Below are 17,101 nucleotides of genomic sequence, written 5' to 3' on the forward strand. Positions count from 1 at the left end.
ACCACGCGACGCGCTAACCTGAAACGCGGGATGGGCCCCAGCCTACGCTGGGGCGACGCATCATCTAAAGATCAGGCAAGCTAAAACTCAATACACGCGTGGTTTTGGCTTAATATACTCTGCCTCATCGGTGAGCGTATAATCATGGACCGGGCGGTAATCGATTTTGACCTTACCACCGGAACCGCCCCAACCGTCAAACCAGGAAGCCGTGTGCTTCATCCAATTGGCGTCGTCGCGCTCAGGGAAATCTTCATGCGCATGGGCGCCGCGGCTTTCCTTGCGGTTGTTTGCGCTTTCGATTGTGCAAACCGCCTGCCCCATCAGATTATCGAGCTCAAGCGTTTCGATAAGGTCGGTATTCCAGATCAAGCTGCGGTCGGTCACATGGACGTCGGTTAGACGCTTGTTGACCTTTTGCATTTCGACCACGCCTTCTTCCAACAACGCGGTGTCGCGGAATACAGCAGCATGCTTTTGCATTGTGCGCTGCATTTGCAAACGGATCTCGGCAGTCGGCGATCCGCCCTTTGCATTGCGGAACTTGTCGACGCGGGCCAGTGCAAGATCCGCAGCGTCCGCTGGCAATGCCTTGTGCGGCGCGCCTGGGGTCAGTGACGACTTCAAATGCAAGCCCGTTGCACGGCCGAACACGACAAGATCGATCAAGGAGTTCGACCCCAAACGGTTGGCGCCGTGTACCGAAACACAGGCCGCTTCACCAACGGCATAGAGGCCCTGAACGATGACTTCGGGATCATCGCCCACCTTATTGACGACCTGGCCATGATAATTGCACGGTATGCCGCCCATATTATAGTGGACGGTTGGCGTCACAGGCAAAGGTTGGCGTGTCAAATCGACGCCAGCAAAAATCTTGCCGCTTTCGGTGATACCGGGCAATCGCTGCGCCAATACCGCAGGATCGATATGGTCGAGGTGCAGGTAAATATGGTCCTTATGTTCGCCAACGCCGCGCCCTTCGCGCATTTCAAGCGCCATAGAACGGCTGACAACATCGCGTGATGCCAAGTCCTTCGCCGATGGGGCATAACGCTCCATAAAGCGCTCGCCTTCGCTGTTGGTTAGATAACCACCCTCGCCGCGTGCGCCCTCGGTGATGAGAACGCCAGCGCCATAAATACCCGTTGGGTGGAACTGAACGAATTCCATGTCTTGCAATGGCAAGCCAGCGCGCAAGACCATACCGCCGCCATCACCTGTGCAGGTATGTGCCGACGTTGCGGAGAAATAAGCGCGGCCATACCCGCCGGTTGCCAGCACGACAGCATGGCTCTTAAACCGGTGGATGCTGCCATCTTCCATGCACATGGCGATAACGCCGCGGCATTCGCCATTTTCCATAATCAGGTCGAGCGCGAAATATTCAATGAAGAAGTCCGCGTCATATTTCAGGCTCTGTTGATACAAAGCATGCAACATCGCGTGACCAGTACGGTCGGCGGCAGCGGCAGTACGCTGAACCGGAGGGCCTTCGCCCATATTCTGCATATGCCCGCCAAAGGGCCGTTGATAGATGGTGCCATCGGCGTTGCGCGAGAATGGCACGCCCGCATGCTCAAGCTCATAAACTGCGGCAGGCGCCTCACGGACCATATATTCGATGGCATCTTGGTCGCCGAGCCAATCGGAGCCCTTAACCGTGTCATACATGTGCCAGGTCCAATGGTCTGGCGAGTTATTACCCAGCGATGCCGCAATCCCGCCCTGCGCCGCAACGGTGTGCGAACGCGTTGGAAAGACTTTGGTAATGCAAGCAGTTTTCAAACCAGCTTCCGCACTGCCCATGGTGGCGCGCAGACCCGACCCGCCAGCGCCAACAACGACGGTGTCATAGGTGTGGTCAATAATCTTATAAGCGTCTGACATCAGGCGGGAGCTCCGGTAAATGCGAGTTTTGCGACAACGAAAATGCCGAATACGGCGCTGGCGATGACGTAAAAGTTAAGAAGTGTCATGGCCGCAAATTTCAGGCCATCATCATGCACATAATCTTCAATCAGCACCTGTAGGCCGAGACGCGCATGTGCGAAGATATTGGCAATCATCAAGATCATCGGAACAGCAACCAAAGGCTGTGCCAACCATTGCGCAAGCGCTGCATGATCAAAACTTGGGATCATCAACAACGACGCTGCAAACCAAGTGGTCAGCAATATATTGCCAATCGCGGTCAAGCGCTGCTTCAGCCAATGTTCGCCGCCATGTTTGGCCGAACCAAGGCCGCGGACGCGACCGATATTTGTTCTACTGTCCATCACAAAACTCCCAGAAAGCGCGATGCCACAATCAGGGCGACCAATGCAGTTGCAAAAATGGCTGCGACAAATGCAACCGATGCCCAAAGGCGATTGGTCTTCAATTCATAGCCAGCGCCAATATCGAGCACGAGGTGGCGAAGACCCGAGGCCAGATGCTGAAAGAAGCTGAAAGTCACGGCCAAAGCGACCAGGCGGAAGAACCAGTTGCTAGCGACTTGAAAGGCTGTGCCATCGGCGCCTGCCGAAACGACATATGCTTGGAACGTGGCATAGCTTTCTGCTCCACCGCCAATGGCCGACAGCCACCACAATAATGTCATCATTCCAGCAGTCGCGAGAACAAAGCCTGTCGCGCGGTGGAAGATCGAAATGGCCATCTGCGGCGACCAACGATACACCTGCAAATGCGGCGATAGTGGTCGGTTGGGGTTTTTCGCCATGTTTTCAGCGTCCTTCAAAATTGCTAGCGGTCGACGTTGCGATGCTCTTTAATCAATTCATGCGGTCGTGCAAGACCCGCGCAGTGCGAAACGCGCAATCGGTTCACCAATTTAGGGAATAACTTTAGTTGAAATTTTATCTGCGCTGTGAAAGGCAGCGGCGATGAAAACGCATATTCTTATTACCGGTGCCTCGCGCGGAATTGGCGCAGCAATCGCCGCAAGCTTTGATCCTGCCACTACGAAGCTGGTTGCATTGTCCAGCAAGGATGGTGACCTGAATGACCCAGCGGTTCCCGGGCAGCTTTGGGCAAAGGCGCTTGAGAGCCTAGACGGCCGCATTGATGTCCTCATTAACAATGCCGGCATCTTCGAACCAAACCCCGTTGTGCGACCAGATGACGAATGGTTGGCAAGCTGGAACCGCACGATGCAGATTAACCTAACCGCCAGCGCGGACTTGTGCCGGCGCGCCGTGCTGCATTGGCAGGAAAATGGCAGGTCTGGCCGCATCGTCAACATCGCCAGTCGCGCCGCACATCGCGGCGATAGCCCCGCCCATTGGCATTATGCCGCATCAAAGGCGGGCATGGTCGCGATGACCAAAACTATCGCGCGGGCTTATGCCAAAGAAGGTATTTATGCCTTCGCTATCTGCCCCGGTTTTACGATGACAGGCATGGCCGAAGATTATCTGGAAAGCCGCGGCGGCGATAAATTGCTGGCGGACATTCCCTTGGGCAAAGTCGCCGACCCTGAAGAAGTCGCGGCTATGGCGAAGTTCTGCGCTTTAGACGCGCCGCCATCGATGACCGGCGCGGTACTTGACGTAAATGGTGCCAGCTATGTCCGATGATTGGAAAGTGCAGTTTCCCTGCACCCGCGCAGAGGCGGAGGCTATACATGAAGACGATGAATGGCTGGCTTCGCTCGACCCAATGCCTTCGATCGTGGCGGACGAGGTTGAAGCGTTTAACGACAATAAATGGCAGTTAAATGCCTATTTCGCAGGTAAACCAACGAAGGCAGTTATCAAGGCCATCCAAGGTCGCTTAAACAGTGCAGCCAACACAAAGCCAGTCGTCGAAAAGCTCCCCGACGCTGACTGGGTCGTGATGAGCCAACAAGGTTTAAACCCCGTCCATGCGGGCCGTTTCTACGTTCACACCAGTTCCAACAAGGGCAATTTACCCGAAGGCGCGACGCCGTTCCTGATTGAGGCAAGCCGCGCCTTTGGCACGGGCGGTCATGAAACCACCAGCGGGTGCCTGATGATGCTCGACAGCATGAAACGAGCTGGCAAGCGGTTCGACGTAATCGCCGATATTGGCACGGGCACGGGCTTGCTTGCTTTTGCCGCACATAGCCTTTGGCCAAAGGCCTATTTGACGGCGTCGGACATTGATCCAATCAGCGTCGATGTGACCGCAGATAATGCAAGGGTCAATAACGTGCCCTGTGGCGTCTCTCAGGGGCAACTTGCACTTTGCGCAGCAGAAGGTACCGCACACCCACTTATCGCCTCACGGGCGCCCTACGACCTTGTGACGGCCAATATTTTGGCCGGTCCTTTGATAGAGCTTGCTCCCTCCATTGCTCAGATCATCGACGATGGTGGCGCGCTGATATTAGCGGGGCTCTTGAATACGCAGGCAGAAGCGGTGTTACGTGCTTATCGGCTGCACGGCTTTCGGCTTCAAAAGCGCGTTGATTGCGGTGACTGGCCGTGCCTATGGCTAGTGAAGCGGCGCGTTTATGGTTGGAAACGTCCCGTCCGCGCCAATGGTCGCACCAGCCAACCACCCGGGGATTTCGGAACATGGTAGAAAAGCAGCATTAGGCGCTCTGGACGATATTTGCCCATTCGGCCTCGTCAATAACCTGAATACCGAGCGCGGTGGCCTGTTTCAGCTTTGACCCGGCACCGGGCCCCGCGACCACAAGATCGGTTTTGGCACTCACCGAACCAGCGGCTTTTGCGCCTAGTGCTTCGGCCTGCGCTTTGGCTTCATCGCGGCTCATCGTCTCCAGTTTTCCAGTGAAGACAATCGTTTTGCCTGTCCACGCGCTTTCGCGAATGTTGGAAACATAAGCGGGCGGACTGACTTCGTTCAAAAGGTCGGTCCAAACAGACAGGTTATGCGGTTCATGGAAGAAGTCACCCAATGCCTCGGCCACCGCAACCCCGACCCCGTCGATGGCGGTAACATCCGCAATCGCCGTTTCATCCGCCTGCGCAAGCCTTAAGCCGACCGTGCCGATTTCCGCGACGGATCCGAACGCTTTAAACAAATCCCGTGCAGTGACCGTTCCGATGTGGCGAATACCCAAACCAAAGAGCAGCTTTGCGCCATCAGGCGCACGCTTTGCCTCAATCGCTGCCAACAGGTTATCCACAGACTTATCCTGCCAGCCATCGCGTGCCAAAATGTCAGCGCGGCGATTGCGAAGGCGAAAAATATCTGCGGGGCTTTCCAGCCAACCCAGATCAAAAAATTCTTGGATGGTTTTCTCGCCCAGCCCCTCAATATCGAGGGCGCCGCGGCTGACAAAATGGATAAGCCGCTGCACCCGTTGCGCGGGGCAAATCAGGCCAGCGGTGCAACGGACGTCGACTTCGCCTTCTTCGGCTACCGCTTCGGAACCGCATTCCGGACATATTGCGGGAAATGCATAAACCACACGCTCGGTTTCACGCGAGAGGTTCTCAACAATCTGTGGGATCACATCCCCTGCCCTTTGCACGACCACGCGGTCGCCCGGACGCACCCCCAAACGCGCAATTTCGTCACGATTGTGCAGTGTCACGTTGGACACCACTACACCGCCAACGGTGACCGGCGTAAGGCGGCCAACCGGCGTAAGTTTGCCCGTCCTACCAACCTGTATATCGATTTGCTCCAACGTCGTTTCCGCGCGCTCTGCCGGGAATTTATGCGCAATCGCCCAGCGCGGCGATTTGGCGACGAAGCCAAGCCGTTCCTGCCATTCCAAGCGGTCAACCTTGTAGACGACGCCATCAATATCATAAGGCAAATCGGCGCGGCGGCGTTCTATATCCGCATAATGCGCAAGGACGTCATCGGTGTGGTCGAAGCAGCGCAGCAAGGGTGAAATCGGCACGCCCCAAGCGGCAATCGCTGCCATCACCTGACTTTGCGTATCGGCGGGCAACGCGCGTACCTCACCCCAGCCATGCGCCAGAAAGCGCAAGGGCCGCGATGCGGTAACCTTCGCATCCTTTTGCCGCAATGACCCCGCCGCCGCGTTGCGCGGGTTGGCGAACAGCTTTCCACCCTTTGCCAGTTGTACTTCGTTGATCGCGACAAAATCGGATTTCGCCATATAGACTTCGCCGCGTATCTCGAAGACCGCAGGAATGTCACCGTTCAGTTTTTGCGGGATGTCGGCGATATAAGCGACGTTAGCGGTTACGTCCTCCCCCACGCTGCCGTCACCGCGCGTCGCAGCTTGTTTGAGTATCCCATGTTCATAACGCAGTGAGAGCGAAAGCCCGTCAATCTTGTCTTCCGCCGTCAACGCAACCTCTGCGTCCGCCCCCAAGTTTAAGAACCGCCGCACCCGCGTGACAAAGTCGTGCACATCCTGCGCCGCAAATGCGTTGTCGAGGCTCATCATCCTTTTGGCGTGGGTAATCTTTTTGAGACCCGACCCATCGACAGCAGCGCCCACTTGGGTGTTGGGGCTATCGGCGCGAATGAGATGCGGAAAGGCCGCCTCTAATTCATTGTTACGGCGCACGAGGGCGTCATATTCCGCGTCGGAAATTTCAGGCGCATCTTCCGCATGGTAGCGCTTATTGTGGTACGCAATCTGTTTCGCCAAGCGCATCAGCTCGTTGGCAGCATCCGCCTCAGATGTCACTCAGCCACTCCAGCGACAGGATGGGCTACATCAAACGCCACGCGAAACAGACGGTTGGGGCGTGCCAGTTCATAGGTTAATGTCTGGCCCGGATCGATTTCGAATGCCCAAATGTTCGTATTCGACACTGTACGGCCTTCTTTGGTGAACATCGCTTTGGAATACGCATCCACGGGAAACTCCTGACGCGTCGTCGTTCCCGGCTGCGCCGTGTCGCCGCCATATTGTGACACAGGATCTTCTGTTCCATCTTTCAACATATGGCGATGTTTCAGCCGCAAGCCGCTGTCTGTGCGCGTGATAATCCATGTGCGCGAGCGGTCTTCGCCAACGTCGAACGATATCTGGATTTCGCGGTCGGTGCAGGTCCGGACATGTGCCTGCATCTTGGCCGTGGCAAAGCTGGCGTCGCTATCGTCGCCGGCGGCCAATTTGCCGTTGAAGCTTTTGCCGCACAGCGCGGACATCTCCGCGAAGAATTGATCTACCGGTTGCGCAGCAACTTGCGGCGCTGCAAAGGCGCTGGCCGACAAAGCGACGAAAAATCCAAATTTCTTCATATAGTCTCCAATAGGCGCACGGCCTGTGCTCTTGCCTCATCTGTTATTTCTGCACCGGACAGCATACGCGCAATTTCTTGGCGGCGTGCTTCGGTATCCAGCAAGGTTACACCTGTCCGAGTCACCGTGCCTTGGCTCGATTTCGCGATGAAATAATGCGCCTTTCCTTTAGCGGCGACCTGCGGGCTGTGCGTAACAGCCAGCAATTGTGTACGGGTCGCAAGACGCGCAAGGCGTTCGCCAATCGCGGCAGCGACCGCGCCGCCAACGCCCCGGTCGATTTCGTCGAAAATGATTGTGGCGGCCCCGCCCTCTTCGGCCAAAGCAACTTTCAGTGCGAGGATGAAACGCGACAATTCCCCGCCCGACGCGATCTTCGCCAAAGGCGCAAAAGGCGCACCGGGGTTGGTCGAAATCAGAAACTCGACGCGGTCCATGCCATAAGCCGTCCAGCGATCTTCGGGTAGTCTCTCAACCGCGGTCTGAAATTGCGCCGCATCGAGCTTCAATGGCGCCAGTTCATTCTTCACGGCAGCGTCCAGTTTGACCGCAGCCGCCGAACGGACCGCCGACAATGCGCTTGCGGATTCGACATAGGCACTGTGCTTTGCCGCGACCTCCGCCTCCAACACGGCCAATCCCTCACCGCCTGCCTGTATCGATTGCAACTGCGCCGTCAGTTTATCCTGCAGCGCGATAATTCCGTCTGGCGCAATATTATGCTTACGGGCCAATGCGCGCAGCTCAAACAAGCGCTCCTCAATCTCGTCAAGCCGTGCAGGCTCATATTCAATCGCGCGTGCGGCGGCGTTCAACTTATCTTCGGCCTCGCTCGCCTCAATCACCGCGCGGTCCAATGCGGTCAGCGCCTCGGCCAGTAACGGGTGCGCGTCAGCCAGACGGTCCAATTTGCGCGCCGCGCCGCGGATCAGCGCCATGCCGCTCTTCGGGCCGTCAAAGCTCTCCAGCACCGCTTTCAGGTCTTCGGCAATGCGTTCGCCTTTTTGCATGTCGGACCGCTCGCCCGCGAGTTGCTCTTCTTCGCCGGGTTGTGGATGAAATGCGGCAAGTTCGGCCACTGCATGTTCCAACCATTCACGGTCGCGCGCTGCGTTTTCGAGCGCTTCACGCGCAATATCCAAGCGCGATTTGGCATCCTGCCACGCGGCGTAATTGGCGGACACGGTTGCGGTATCGCTGCGGCCAAAGGCGTCCAATAGCCCGCGATGCCCGCGCGGGTTCAACATGCCGCGATCATCATGTTGGCCGTGGATCTCAACCAAGGCCGCGCCAAGTTCTCGCAACAATGCGGCTGAACAAGGCTGGTCGTTGATAAACGCCTTGCTACCGCCATCGGCCTTCACCGAGCGGCGGATGATTAAAGGCTCATGGCTGTCGATATCGATGTCATTGTCGGCAAGGAATGCCGCGACATGGCCCGAAGCCTCAAAACTCGCCGTAACTTGTGCCTTGTCCGCACCAGAGCGTACCAAGCCACTATCGGCGCGCGCACCAAGGGCAAGGCCAAGTGCATCCAACAATATCGATTTACCTGCCCCGGTCTCACCCGTGAGTACGCCAAGACCGCCTGCGAATTCCAAGTCCAGTGCCTCGATCAGCACGACGTCGCGGATCGAAAGCCCCGTTAGCATGGCATTACGCGGCGGGCGCGTTCTTCTGCATCAGGTCATAGGCGCGCTGATACCATTCGCTGCCGGGATAGTTGGCGCCCAAAACAGCCGCTGCCTTCTTCGCCTCTTCCGGAACGCCCATTGCCAGATAGCTTTCCGTCAGACGGTACAGAGCCTCTGGTGCATGCGTTGTCGTATCATATTTATCGACCACTTCACGGAAGCGCACTGATGACGCGAGCCACAAAGCACGGCGTTGGTAGAAACGGCCAATTTCCATTTCCTTGCCGGCCAGATGGTCGCGGACAAGGTCAATCTTCAACGTGGCATCCGACGCATAACGCGAACTCGGGTAACGGCGTTGCACCTCGCCCAAGGCGGCGAGTGCCTGCTCCGAAATCTTCTGGTCACGAGTCACGTCGCTGATCTGCTCATAATAAGACAAAGCGATCAAATAATATGCGTAAGACGCGTCCTTATTGCCCGGATGGATCGACAAGAAACGGCGCGATGATTGGATCGACTCATTATATTTTTGCGCCATATAATAGCTAAAGGCGCTCATAAGCTGCGCCCGGCGCGCCCATGGCGAATATGGATGCTGACGCTCAACCTCGTCAAATAACGCCGCGGCGACTTCATATTGCTTGTTATCAAGCTTATCCTTGGCAGCCGTATAGAGTGTATTGACGTCACGCGCGACATAACGGGTGTTGCTACCCGGCTTTGCCCCGCCGCCGCCTAGACCGAGCATAGCGCAACCGGAAAGCAGGGAAGATGCGGCCAATACCGCGACGGGCAGAAGGAATTTTTTGTTCATGGATGTTCCCTAGATAATCTTGCCCGCCCCGCCAAGCCTTTTGCTTGGCACGGCGCATAAACACGCAAACAGCGTGGCGGAAATATTCTGTATCGGCGATGAATTATTGCCCAAAGGGGTACAAAAAAGGGGCCGCCGAAGCCGCCCCTTTCCTTTGGTATCCTTTACGGATTTAATCTTTCAAGAAAGCTGGCACATGGTCGGGATCGCCCCCGCCTTTGTTTTCGCCTTCTGAGCGCTCTTGGCGTGGGCCACGGTCGCCGCGGCCTTCGCCCCGTCCGCCATCACGGCGCGGTCCACGGTCGCCACGGCCTTCACCGCGTCCACCACCGCCGCCTTCACGACGGGGACCACGATCGCTGCGCTCGCTCTTTTCGCGGGGCGGGCGTGTGTCTTCAAGCTCTTCACCGGTTTCCTGATCAACGACGCGCATCGACAGGCGCACCTTGCCGCGTGGGTCGATTTCGAGAACCTTGACCTTAACGTCCATGCCTTCGCTGACGACGTCCGTAACCTTCTCAACACGCTCATTGCGCATTTCGCTGACATGGACGAGACCGTCCTTGCCACCCATGAAGTTTACGAATGCACCGAAATCAACGAGATTGACGACCTTACCGTCATAAATCTTACCGACTTCTGCTTCTTCAACGATGCCCGAAATCCACTTACGCGCCGCTTCGATTTGCGACATGTCGGACGACGAAATCTTGATAAGACCTTCGTCATCAATGTCGACCTTCGCACCGGTGGTCGCAACGATTTCGCGAATGACCTTGCCGCCGGTACCGATGATGTCGCGGATCTTCGCTTTGTCGATCTGCATCGTCTCGATACGTGGAGCATGTGCGGACAATTCGCCGCGGGCTTCGCCCAATGCCTTGGCCATTTCACCCAAGATATGCGCGCGGCCTTCCTTGGCTTGGTTCAATGCAGCTTCAAAGATTTCGCGGGTAATGCCGGCAATCTTAATGTCCATCTGCATCGTGGTGATACCTTCGGACGTACCAGCTACCTTGAAATCCATATCGCCAAGATGATCTTCGTCACCCAAGATATCCGACAGGACTGCGAAATCCTTGCCTTCAAGGATCAAGCCCATCGCAATACCCGAAACCGGGCGCTTGATAGGAACGCCAGCGTCCATCATCGCAAGGCTTCCGCCGCAAACCGATGCCATCGACGACGAACCATTGGATTCGGTAATGTCGCTGGTGATACGGATTGTGTAAGGAAACTCTTCCTTGCTTGGCAACACAGCGTGCAGCGCGCGCCATGCAAGCTTACCATGGCCGATGTCGCGGCGGCTTGGTGCGCCAAAGCGACCAACTTCACCAACGCTATAGGGTGGGAAGTTGTAATGCAGCATGAAGTTTTCATAATGCAGACCACCAAGACCATCGATCATCTGCTCTGCATCCTTGGTGCCCAAGGTGCAGGTTGCGATAGTCTGCGTTTCACCACGGGTGAACAAGGCCGAACCGTGCGAACGTGGCAAGAAATGCGTTTCTGCCAGAATAGGACGGATTTGCGAGGTGGTACGTCCGTCGATACGCGTGCCGTCCTTAAGGATGGCGCCACGAACGATTTCAGCTTCCAGCTTCTTCATCAACTTGCCAGCGGCAAGCTGATCCTGAGGCGCAGCATCAACAAATGCTTCCTTTGCCTTTGCGCGTGCCGCGTTCAACGCGTTGCTGCGCGCCGACTTGTCGGTCAACTTGTACGCAGCGGCGATATCCTTGCCGATAAGCTTCTTCAGCTTATCCTTAGCGGCTGACAAATCAGCCTGCTCTGCCATGGCCCAAGGCTCTTTCGCGGCTTGCTCAGCAAGCTTGATAATGGCCTTTACGACTTCCTTGCAAGCATCATGCGCAAACAGGACGGCACCCAGCATGATTTCTTCCGAAAGCTCATTGGCTTCGGATTCCACCATCATCACCGCGTCATAAGTCGCAGCCACAACGAGGTCGAGATCACCTTCGGCAACCTGTTCATCGGTTGGGTTCAGGATATATTCGCCGTTCAGGTAACCCACGCGTGCGGCGCCGATTGGGCCCATGAATGGAACGCCCGAAATGGTCATTGCGGCCGACGCGGCAACAAGTGCCAAAATATCAGGCTCATTCTCGCCATCATAGCTAAGAACTTGCGCAATTGCGTTGATTTCGTTGTAGAAACCTTCAGGGAACAGCGGACGGAGTGGACGGTCGATCAGACGGGAAACCAAAGTTTCCTTTTCCGTCGCCCCACGTTCACGCTTGAAAAAGCCACCAGGAATACGGCCAGCTGCGGAATATTTTTCTTGATAGTGAACGGTGAGCGGGAAGAAATCCTGACCATCTTTCACAGACTTTGCGGCGGTAACCGCGCAAAGCACAACAGTTTCGCCGAGCGATGCCATAACAGCGCCGTCAGCTTGACGGGCAACCTTGCCCGTTTCGAGTGTCAGGGTTTGTCCGCCCCACTCGATTGATACAGTCTTCGTATTAAACATATATTTTCCTTTGACCCGCATGCCCAATGCGATGCGGGGCCTCTTGAGTTGCGGAAATACCGATCCGCCGCGGATGGGGCATTTTGAAGCCCCGATGACAGTCCAGCCTCATTGCTGAAATGCCCTTTTCATGCGCACCCGAAATTCATTTTTCGGAGGCGCAAAACGCAAACGGCCCGCCGAGGCGGGCCGAGAGTGAATTTATTTGCGAAGGCCGAGCTTCGCGATGAGGGCCGCATAACGCGCACCATCAATTTTTTTCAGATAGTCGAGGAGCGAACGACGCTTGTTAACCATTTGAAGAAGACCACGACGCGAGTGATTGTCCTTGTGATGGTCTTTGAAATGGGATGTCAGGGCATTGATACGGTCGGTCAGGATTGCGACTTGCACTTCTGGTGATCCGGTATCGTTAGGCTCGCGTGCGTGCTCTTTGATGACCTGGGCTTTACGTTCTGCAGTAATAGACATATTTTTCCTTCGAACATCATGGAGTTAGGTTAAAGCCACGGACGGTTTTTAAAATCCCGTCGACGTTCTGCACCAGCGCTATAGGCCGCAAATCTGCGCCCCTCGCCCAATGTAGCCCATCTTTCATGGCAATCCCGGTCAAGACGCGGCCCTGTTGGACCGCCCTTGCCTGTTCCGGGGAGAGATCAAGAGCCGGGATGTCGACCAGCCCTGCCTCTATCGGCAAGATAATGTCTTCTTGAGCGGCTCCTTGGCCGAATGCATTCAGTTTGTCCAGCGAAATCGCGCTTTCCAAGTCGAACGGTCCGGCGCGCGTGCGGCGCAGCATCGACACATGGCCAACAGTGCCGACAGCATAAGCGATATCCCGCGCAAGACTTCGGATATAAGTACCTTTTGAGACATTGGCGGTGAGTGTGACAGCCTCCAACCCGCCAATCGTCACATCGGGATGGATACACAGATCATGCACGATCACAGCCCGCGATTTCATCTCAACAACCGCACCTGCCCGCGCCAAATCATAGGCGCGCTTGCCATCGATCTTTATTGCGGAATAAGCAGGTGGGATTTGTTCAATGGGCCCTGTAAAATGGCCTAGCGCCGCTTCGACTTGCGCCAAACTCGGACGATGGACAGAGGTCGCAACAATCTCCCCCTCGGCATCCAAACCACTGGTTTCCGTCCCAAAGCAAATCGTAAAGTCATAGGTTTTTGATGCGTCCAACATACGGCCGCATAATTTGGTCGCTTCGCCCAAAGCAATGGGCAAAACGCCCGTTGCCAAAGGGTCAAGCGTTCCGCCATGACCAACCTTGACCTTGCCAAAGCCAGCTTCACGCAAATTGCGCTTTACCGCTGCCACCGCCTGCGTTGAACCCAGACCAAGCGGTTTATCGAGGATGATCCAGCCATGCATGCGGGGCTATCGTCCTGCCCGCGCCTCATTAAAATGCTTGCGGCACATGGCTATATAGCGGTCATCGCCGCCAATTTCGGTTTGCGCGCCGTCGACAACTGCTTTTCCAAACTCGTCCACACGCAAGTTCATCGTGGCTTTACGGCCGCAATCGCAGACGCCCTTTAGCTCAACCAGACTGTCCGCTATGCCAAGCAAGGCGGCGGAACCCGGAAACAGCTCGCCTTGGAAATCCGTACGCAGGCCGTAACACACAACAGGAATTCCAGCCTTGTCGGCAAGCGCCGCCGCTTGCCAAACCTGTTCCTTGCTCAGAAATTGCGCTTCGTCGATTAATACGCAAGCCAATGGCGTTTTGGTGTGTTGGGTAAGCACCGCTTTTTCAATATCGGTTGTTGAGTCAAAGCGGCTGGCATCACCCGCAAGGCCAATACGCGAGCTAATCGCGCCATAGCCGGGGCGGTCATCAATAGCCGCCGTCCAGAGCATGACCTTCATACCCCGTTCGCCATAGTTGAACGCAGCTTGTAGCAAAGTCGACGATTTGCCCGCGTTCATTGAGGCATAATAAAAATACAGCTTTGCCATTACACCGCATCGCCAGTTGACGCGTCTGCTTCATCCTCAGTCAAGTCCTGCTGGACCTTGGGCGCGCTCAATAAAGTTTCGATATGCGTTGCCTGGTCAAAACTGTCATCGGCGAGAAACTTCAGCTTTGCCGCGTATTTCATGCTGACCCGCGCGGCGACTTCCTTTTGGAAAAACGCTGTATTCGTGCGCAATGCCTTAAGCACCACCGCCTCATTCACCCCAAGCAGCGGCTTAATGAAGGCCGTGGCATGGCGCAAATCCGGAGACATGCGCACTTCGGTAACGCTGACGCTGTGGCTATTAAGGACATCGTCATGCACCTCACCGCGCGCGAGCAGCTCCGACAATATATGCCGGAATTGCTCCCCTACCCGTAGCAGGCGGACTGATCGGCCTTCGGGGCCCGTATCATTATGCTTAGCCATGATATTCCCTGTTCAGGACCGAGCTAAAATCACAACGTCCGTTCACGCTCCTCGACCTCGAAGACTTCCAGCATATCGCCTGCCTTGACGTCGTTGGTATCCGCGAGGACGACACCACATTCCATACCGGCGCGGACTTCGTCGACATTGTCCTTGAACCGGCGCAGCGACGCAATGGTGGTTTTCGAAACAATGACGTCTTCGCGGGTAAGACGGGCGTGCAGTCCCTTTTTAATGATACCATCGGCAACCAAAAGACCAGCGGCCTTGTCGCGCTTGCCTGACTTGAACACGTCTTTGACTTCGGCGCGTCCGACAACGGTTTCGATGATTTCTGGTCCCAATTCGCCGGCCATTTCTTTGGCGATGTCGGCGGTCAGGTGATAGATCACGTCGAAATATTTCAGACGCACGCGATCCCGCTTGGCCAAAGCAGCTGCCTTGGCATTGGGACGCACGTTGAAGCCGATAAGTGGCGCATTTGACGCTGCCGCCAGCAACATGTCGGATTCGGTGATGCCGCCAACACCCGCCAGCAATACGCGGACCTTGATGTCGTCGGTCGAGATATTGTTGAGTGCGGTGACGATCGCTTCGACCGAACCTTGGACATCGCCCTTGATAACCACCGGATATTCCATCGCGCGCGTGGCGGACAGGTTATCAAACAGATTTTCAAGATTGGGCGTGACTTGCGCGGTACGAACCTTCGTCGATTGCTCTTTACGATACAAAGCAACTTCGCGGGCACGAGCTTCGTTTTCCACAACGGTCAGAACGTCACCTGCCGAAGGCACACCGGTTAGGCCAAGCACTTCGACGGGAGTTGCGGGGCCAGCTTCAGATACTTGCTGTCCCTTTTCGTTGACCAAAGCACGAACTTTACCGCTTTGGGCGCCAACGACGAAAATGTCCCCGCGCTTCAGCGTGCCGCGCTTCACCAGCACGGTTGCCACAGCGCCGCGGCCCTTATCGAGCTGCGCTTCAACCACAACGGCTTCCGCTGCGCGGTCTGGATTAGCTTTCAGCTCCATGACTTCAGCCTGCAAGGCAAGCTTTTCAAGCAAAGTATCGAGGCCAATCTTCTTTAACGCGGAAACCTCAACGTCTTGGACGTCGCCGCCCATGGCTTCGACCACAATCTCATGCTCAAGCAAACGCTCGCGAACCTTTTGCGCGTTTGCGCCTTCCTTATCGATCTTGTTGATCGCAACAATCATCGGCACATTTGCAGCCTTAGCATGCTTAATGGCCTCAATCGTCTGCGGCATCAGACCATCATCAGCAGCGACCACCAAGATGACAATATCGGTCACAGAAGCACCGCGCTGACGCATTTGCGTGAACGCTTCGTGGCCCGGTGTATCGAGGAAAGTGATGACCGAGCCATCCTTTGCCTTCACCTGATAGGCGCCGATATGTTGCGTAATGCCGCCAGCTTCGCCGGATACGACATTCGCGCCGCGCAAGGCATCCAGCAAGGACGTCTTACCATGGTCGACATGGCCCATGACGGTCACGACCGGCGGACGCGGCTTCATGGTGTCGGCGCTGTCTACATCGTCATCATGGAAAATGTCGACGTCCGCATCCGAAACGCGTGTGATGTTGTGGCCAAACTCTTCGACAAGCAATTCTGCCGTATCTTGGTCAATGGTTTCGTTGATCGTGATCGGCATGCCCATTTTGAACAATGCTTTAACAAGGTCACTGCCCTTTTCTGCCATACGGTTGGCAAGTTCCTGCACCGTGATGGTTTCCGGCACGACCACGTCGCGGGTCTGCTTAACCTGCGCCTGACGACTACCGCCGCCATGTAGACGTTTTTCTTTCTCACGCGCCCGTTTCAGCGCGGCAAGTGATCGTGCGCGTGCGCCGTCATCACCTTCAAGTGCGCGGGTGACGGTGAGCTTTCCAGACTGGCGGCGGTCATCAGCTGCACCGCGCGTTGGGCGGTTCGGGGCCTTTTTGATTTCCTCACGCTCGCGCTCTGGGCGCTTGGGTGCTTCTACGGGTGTAAAGCGACGCGGCGCAGGTGCAGCATCGTCTTTACTGCTCACTTCTGCAGCGGGCTCATCCCGATCAGCAGCGACTGGAACAACTGCTTCAGCAGCAACGGGAGGCGGTGATGCAGCAGCCTCCTCACGATTGGCTTGGGCGCGCTGGCGCTCTTCTTCGGCGCGCTGTGCACGTTGCTCCGCTTCACGGCGGCTGCTTTCCTCCAACATAGCCAAGCGCGCCTCTTCGGCTTCGCGCAGCAGCTTTGCTTGACGCTCCTGACGGCTGAGCATGTCATTGCTTGTCGGGCGTGCCTTTGGCGCTGGTTCGGCCACAGGTGCAGGCGCGGCAGCTACGGGGGCGGCTGCAGGTGGTGGAGGTGGCGGCGGTGCCGCAACTTCGGGCTCAGGCGCATAACCGGGCTTACCGACGAGTTTTTTGCGCTTCACCTCAACCACAACCTTATTGGTGCGGCCATGGCTGAAAGTCTGTTTCACTTCACCGGACTCAAGCGAGCGGCTCAAAGTGAGCGGCTTGCGCGTCAAAGTCGGCTTATTATTATTTTCATCACTCATCGAAACAGAA

The 17,101-nt window shown here is 56.2% G+C and carries 15 protein-coding genes; 2 read left to right on the forward strand and 13 right to left on the reverse strand.

Features of this window, described 5'->3' with window-relative positions:
- Positions 1-87 precede the first annotated feature (87 nt).
- Genes sdhA through sdhC form a run of 3 tightly spaced genes read right to left on the reverse strand, consistent with a single transcriptional unit; the run spans position 88 to position 2,722 of the window.
- On the reverse strand, positions 88-1,890 hold the full coding sequence (gene sdhA / locus ACILP4_RS03615) for a succinate dehydrogenase flavoprotein subunit (RefSeq protein ID WP_395619383.1): 1,803 nt from the start codon (positions 1,888-1,890) through the stop codon (positions 88-90).
- Positions 1,890-2,279 carry a succinate dehydrogenase, hydrophobic membrane anchor protein gene (gene sdhD / locus ACILP4_RS03620; protein WP_395619384.1) on the reverse strand — a complete coding sequence of 130 codons (390 nt, stop codon included), beginning with the start codon at positions 2,277-2,279 and terminating at the stop codon, positions 1,890-1,892. The genes sdhA and sdhD overlap by 1 nt, the downstream gene beginning before the upstream one ends.
- A complete protein-coding gene (gene sdhC / locus ACILP4_RS03625) occupies positions 2,279-2,722 on the reverse strand; it encodes a succinate dehydrogenase, cytochrome b556 subunit (RefSeq protein WP_395619385.1) in 444 nt (147 codons plus the stop codon). Before sdhC ends, sdhD begins: the two co-directional genes overlap by 1 nt.
- Before the next feature lie 163 nt (positions 2,723-2,885).
- Between sdhC and ACILP4_RS03630 the strand changes: the two genes are divergently transcribed.
- Together ACILP4_RS03630 and ACILP4_RS03635 are read left to right on the forward strand one after the other, a co-directional pair.
- Positions 2,886-3,578: an SDR family NAD(P)-dependent oxidoreductase gene (locus ACILP4_RS03630; RefSeq protein WP_395619386.1), complete on the forward strand. Its 693-nt coding sequence runs from the start codon at positions 2,886-2,888 to the stop codon at positions 3,576-3,578.
- Positions 3,568-4,548: a 50S ribosomal protein L11 methyltransferase gene (locus ACILP4_RS03635; RefSeq protein WP_395619387.1), complete on the forward strand. Its 981-nt coding sequence runs from the start codon at positions 3,568-3,570 to the stop codon at positions 4,546-4,548. The genes ACILP4_RS03630 and ACILP4_RS03635 overlap by 11 nt, the downstream gene beginning before the upstream one ends.
- 10 nt (positions 4,549-4,558) lie before the next feature.
- Here the strand turns inward: ACILP4_RS03635 and ligA are convergent, their stop codons facing one another.
- From ligA to infB, 10 genes are all read right to left on the reverse strand, one after another.
- Positions 4,559-6,574, reverse strand: a complete 2,016-nt coding sequence (gene ligA / locus ACILP4_RS03640) for an NAD-dependent DNA ligase LigA (RefSeq protein ID WP_395619458.1) — start codon at positions 6,572-6,574, stop codon at positions 4,559-4,561.
- Between the two features lie 29 nt (positions 6,575-6,603).
- Positions 6,604-7,167 carry a hypothetical protein gene (locus ACILP4_RS03645; protein WP_395619388.1) on the reverse strand — a complete coding sequence of 188 codons (564 nt, stop codon included), beginning with the start codon at positions 7,165-7,167 and terminating at the stop codon, positions 6,604-6,606.
- A complete protein-coding gene (gene recN / locus ACILP4_RS03650) occupies positions 7,164-8,819 on the reverse strand; it encodes a DNA repair protein RecN (protein WP_395619389.1) in 1,656 nt (551 codons plus the stop codon). Before recN ends, ACILP4_RS03645 begins: the two co-directional genes overlap by 4 nt.
- 4 nt (positions 8,820-8,823) lie before the next feature.
- The gene (locus tag ACILP4_RS03655; RefSeq protein ID WP_395619390.1) at positions 8,824-9,618 is read right to left on the reverse strand and encodes an outer membrane protein assembly factor BamD; all 795 of its coding nucleotides are present in this window, start codon (positions 9,616-9,618) and stop codon (positions 8,824-8,826) included.
- A 172-nt stretch (positions 9,619-9,790) separates the two neighbouring features.
- The gene (pnp, locus tag ACILP4_RS03660) at positions 9,791-12,112 is read right to left on the reverse strand and encodes a polyribonucleotide nucleotidyltransferase (protein ID WP_395619391.1); all 2,322 of its coding nucleotides are present in this window, start codon (positions 12,110-12,112) and stop codon (positions 9,791-9,793) included.
- Between the two features lie 201 nt (positions 12,113-12,313).
- Complete coding sequence (rpsO, locus tag ACILP4_RS03665; RefSeq protein WP_296201403.1) at positions 12,314-12,583, reverse strand: 30S ribosomal protein S15; 270 nt, start codon at positions 12,581-12,583, stop codon at positions 12,314-12,316.
- 16 nt (positions 12,584-12,599) lie between these two features.
- The gene (gene truB, locus ACILP4_RS03670; RefSeq protein ID WP_395619392.1) at positions 12,600-13,502 is read right to left on the reverse strand and encodes a tRNA pseudouridine(55) synthase TruB; all 903 of its coding nucleotides are present in this window, start codon (positions 13,500-13,502) and stop codon (positions 12,600-12,602) included.
- Positions 13,503-13,508: 6 nt separating this feature from the next.
- A complete protein-coding gene (locus tag ACILP4_RS03675) occupies positions 13,509-14,090 on the reverse strand; it encodes a thymidine kinase (protein ID WP_395619393.1) in 582 nt (193 codons plus the stop codon).
- The gene (gene rbfA / locus ACILP4_RS03680) at positions 14,090-14,518 is read right to left on the reverse strand and encodes a 30S ribosome-binding factor RbfA (protein WP_395619394.1); all 429 of its coding nucleotides are present in this window, start codon (positions 14,516-14,518) and stop codon (positions 14,090-14,092) included. The genes ACILP4_RS03675 and rbfA overlap by 1 nt, the downstream gene beginning before the upstream one ends.
- 29 nt (positions 14,519-14,547) lie before the next feature.
- Entirely contained in the window at positions 14,548-17,091 is a 2,544-nt protein-coding gene (gene infB, locus ACILP4_RS03685; protein WP_395619395.1) for a translation initiation factor IF-2, read from the reverse strand.
- Positions 17,092-17,101: the final 10 nt, after the last annotated feature.

Origin of the sequence: Sphingorhabdus sp. (assembly GCF_044239045.1) — a bacterium.
In the GTDB taxonomy this organism is placed as follows: domain Bacteria; phylum Pseudomonadota; class Alphaproteobacteria; order Sphingomonadales; family Sphingomonadaceae; genus Sphingorhabdus_B.

Excerpts from the sequence above, each read along its gene's own strand:
- sdhA (WP_395619383.1), bottom strand. The coding sequence starts at position 1,890 with ATGTCAGACGCTTATAAGATTATTGACCACACCTATGACACCGTCGTT.
- sdhD (WP_395619384.1), bottom strand. The coding sequence starts at position 2,279 with ATGGACAGTAGAACAAATATCGGTCGCGTCCGCGGCCTTGGTTCGGCC.
- sdhC (WP_395619385.1), bottom strand. The coding sequence starts at position 2,722 with ATGGCGAAAAACCCCAACCGACCACTATCGCCGCATTTGCAGGTGTAT.
- ACILP4_RS03630 (WP_395619386.1), top strand. The coding sequence starts at position 2,886 with ATGAAAACGCATATTCTTATTACCGGTGCCTCGCGCGGAATTGGCGCA.
- ACILP4_RS03635 (WP_395619387.1), top strand. The coding sequence starts at position 3,568 with ATGTCCGATGATTGGAAAGTGCAGTTTCCCTGCACCCGCGCAGAGGCG.
- ligA (WP_395619458.1), bottom strand. The coding sequence starts at position 6,574 with ATGCGCTTGGCGAAACAGATTGCGTACCACAATAAGCGCTACCATGCG.
- ACILP4_RS03645 (WP_395619388.1), bottom strand. The coding sequence starts at position 7,167 with ATGAAGAAATTTGGATTTTTCGTCGCTTTGTCGGCCAGCGCCTTTGCA.
- recN (WP_395619389.1), bottom strand. The coding sequence starts at position 8,819 with ATGCTAACGGGGCTTTCGATCCGCGACGTCGTGCTGATCGAGGCACTG.
- ACILP4_RS03655 (WP_395619390.1), bottom strand. The coding sequence starts at position 9,618 with ATGAACAAAAAATTCCTTCTGCCCGTCGCGGTATTGGCCGCATCTTCC.
- pnp (WP_395619391.1), bottom strand. The coding sequence starts at position 12,112 with ATGTTTAATACGAAGACTGTATCAATCGAGTGGGGCGGACAAACCCTG.
- rpsO (WP_296201403.1), bottom strand. The coding sequence starts at position 12,583 with ATGTCTATTACTGCAGAACGTAAAGCCCAGGTCATCAAAGAGCACGCA.
- truB (WP_395619392.1), bottom strand. The coding sequence starts at position 13,502 with ATGCATGGCTGGATCATCCTCGATAAACCGCTTGGTCTGGGTTCAACG.
- ACILP4_RS03675 (WP_395619393.1), bottom strand. The coding sequence starts at position 14,090 with ATGGCAAAGCTGTATTTTTATTATGCCTCAATGAACGCGGGCAAATCG.
- rbfA (WP_395619394.1), bottom strand. The coding sequence starts at position 14,518 with ATGGCTAAGCATAATGATACGGGCCCCGAAGGCCGATCAGTCCGCCTG.
- infB (WP_395619395.1), bottom strand. The coding sequence starts at position 17,091 with ATGAGTGATGAAAATAATAATAAGCCGACTTTGACGCGCAAGCCGCTC.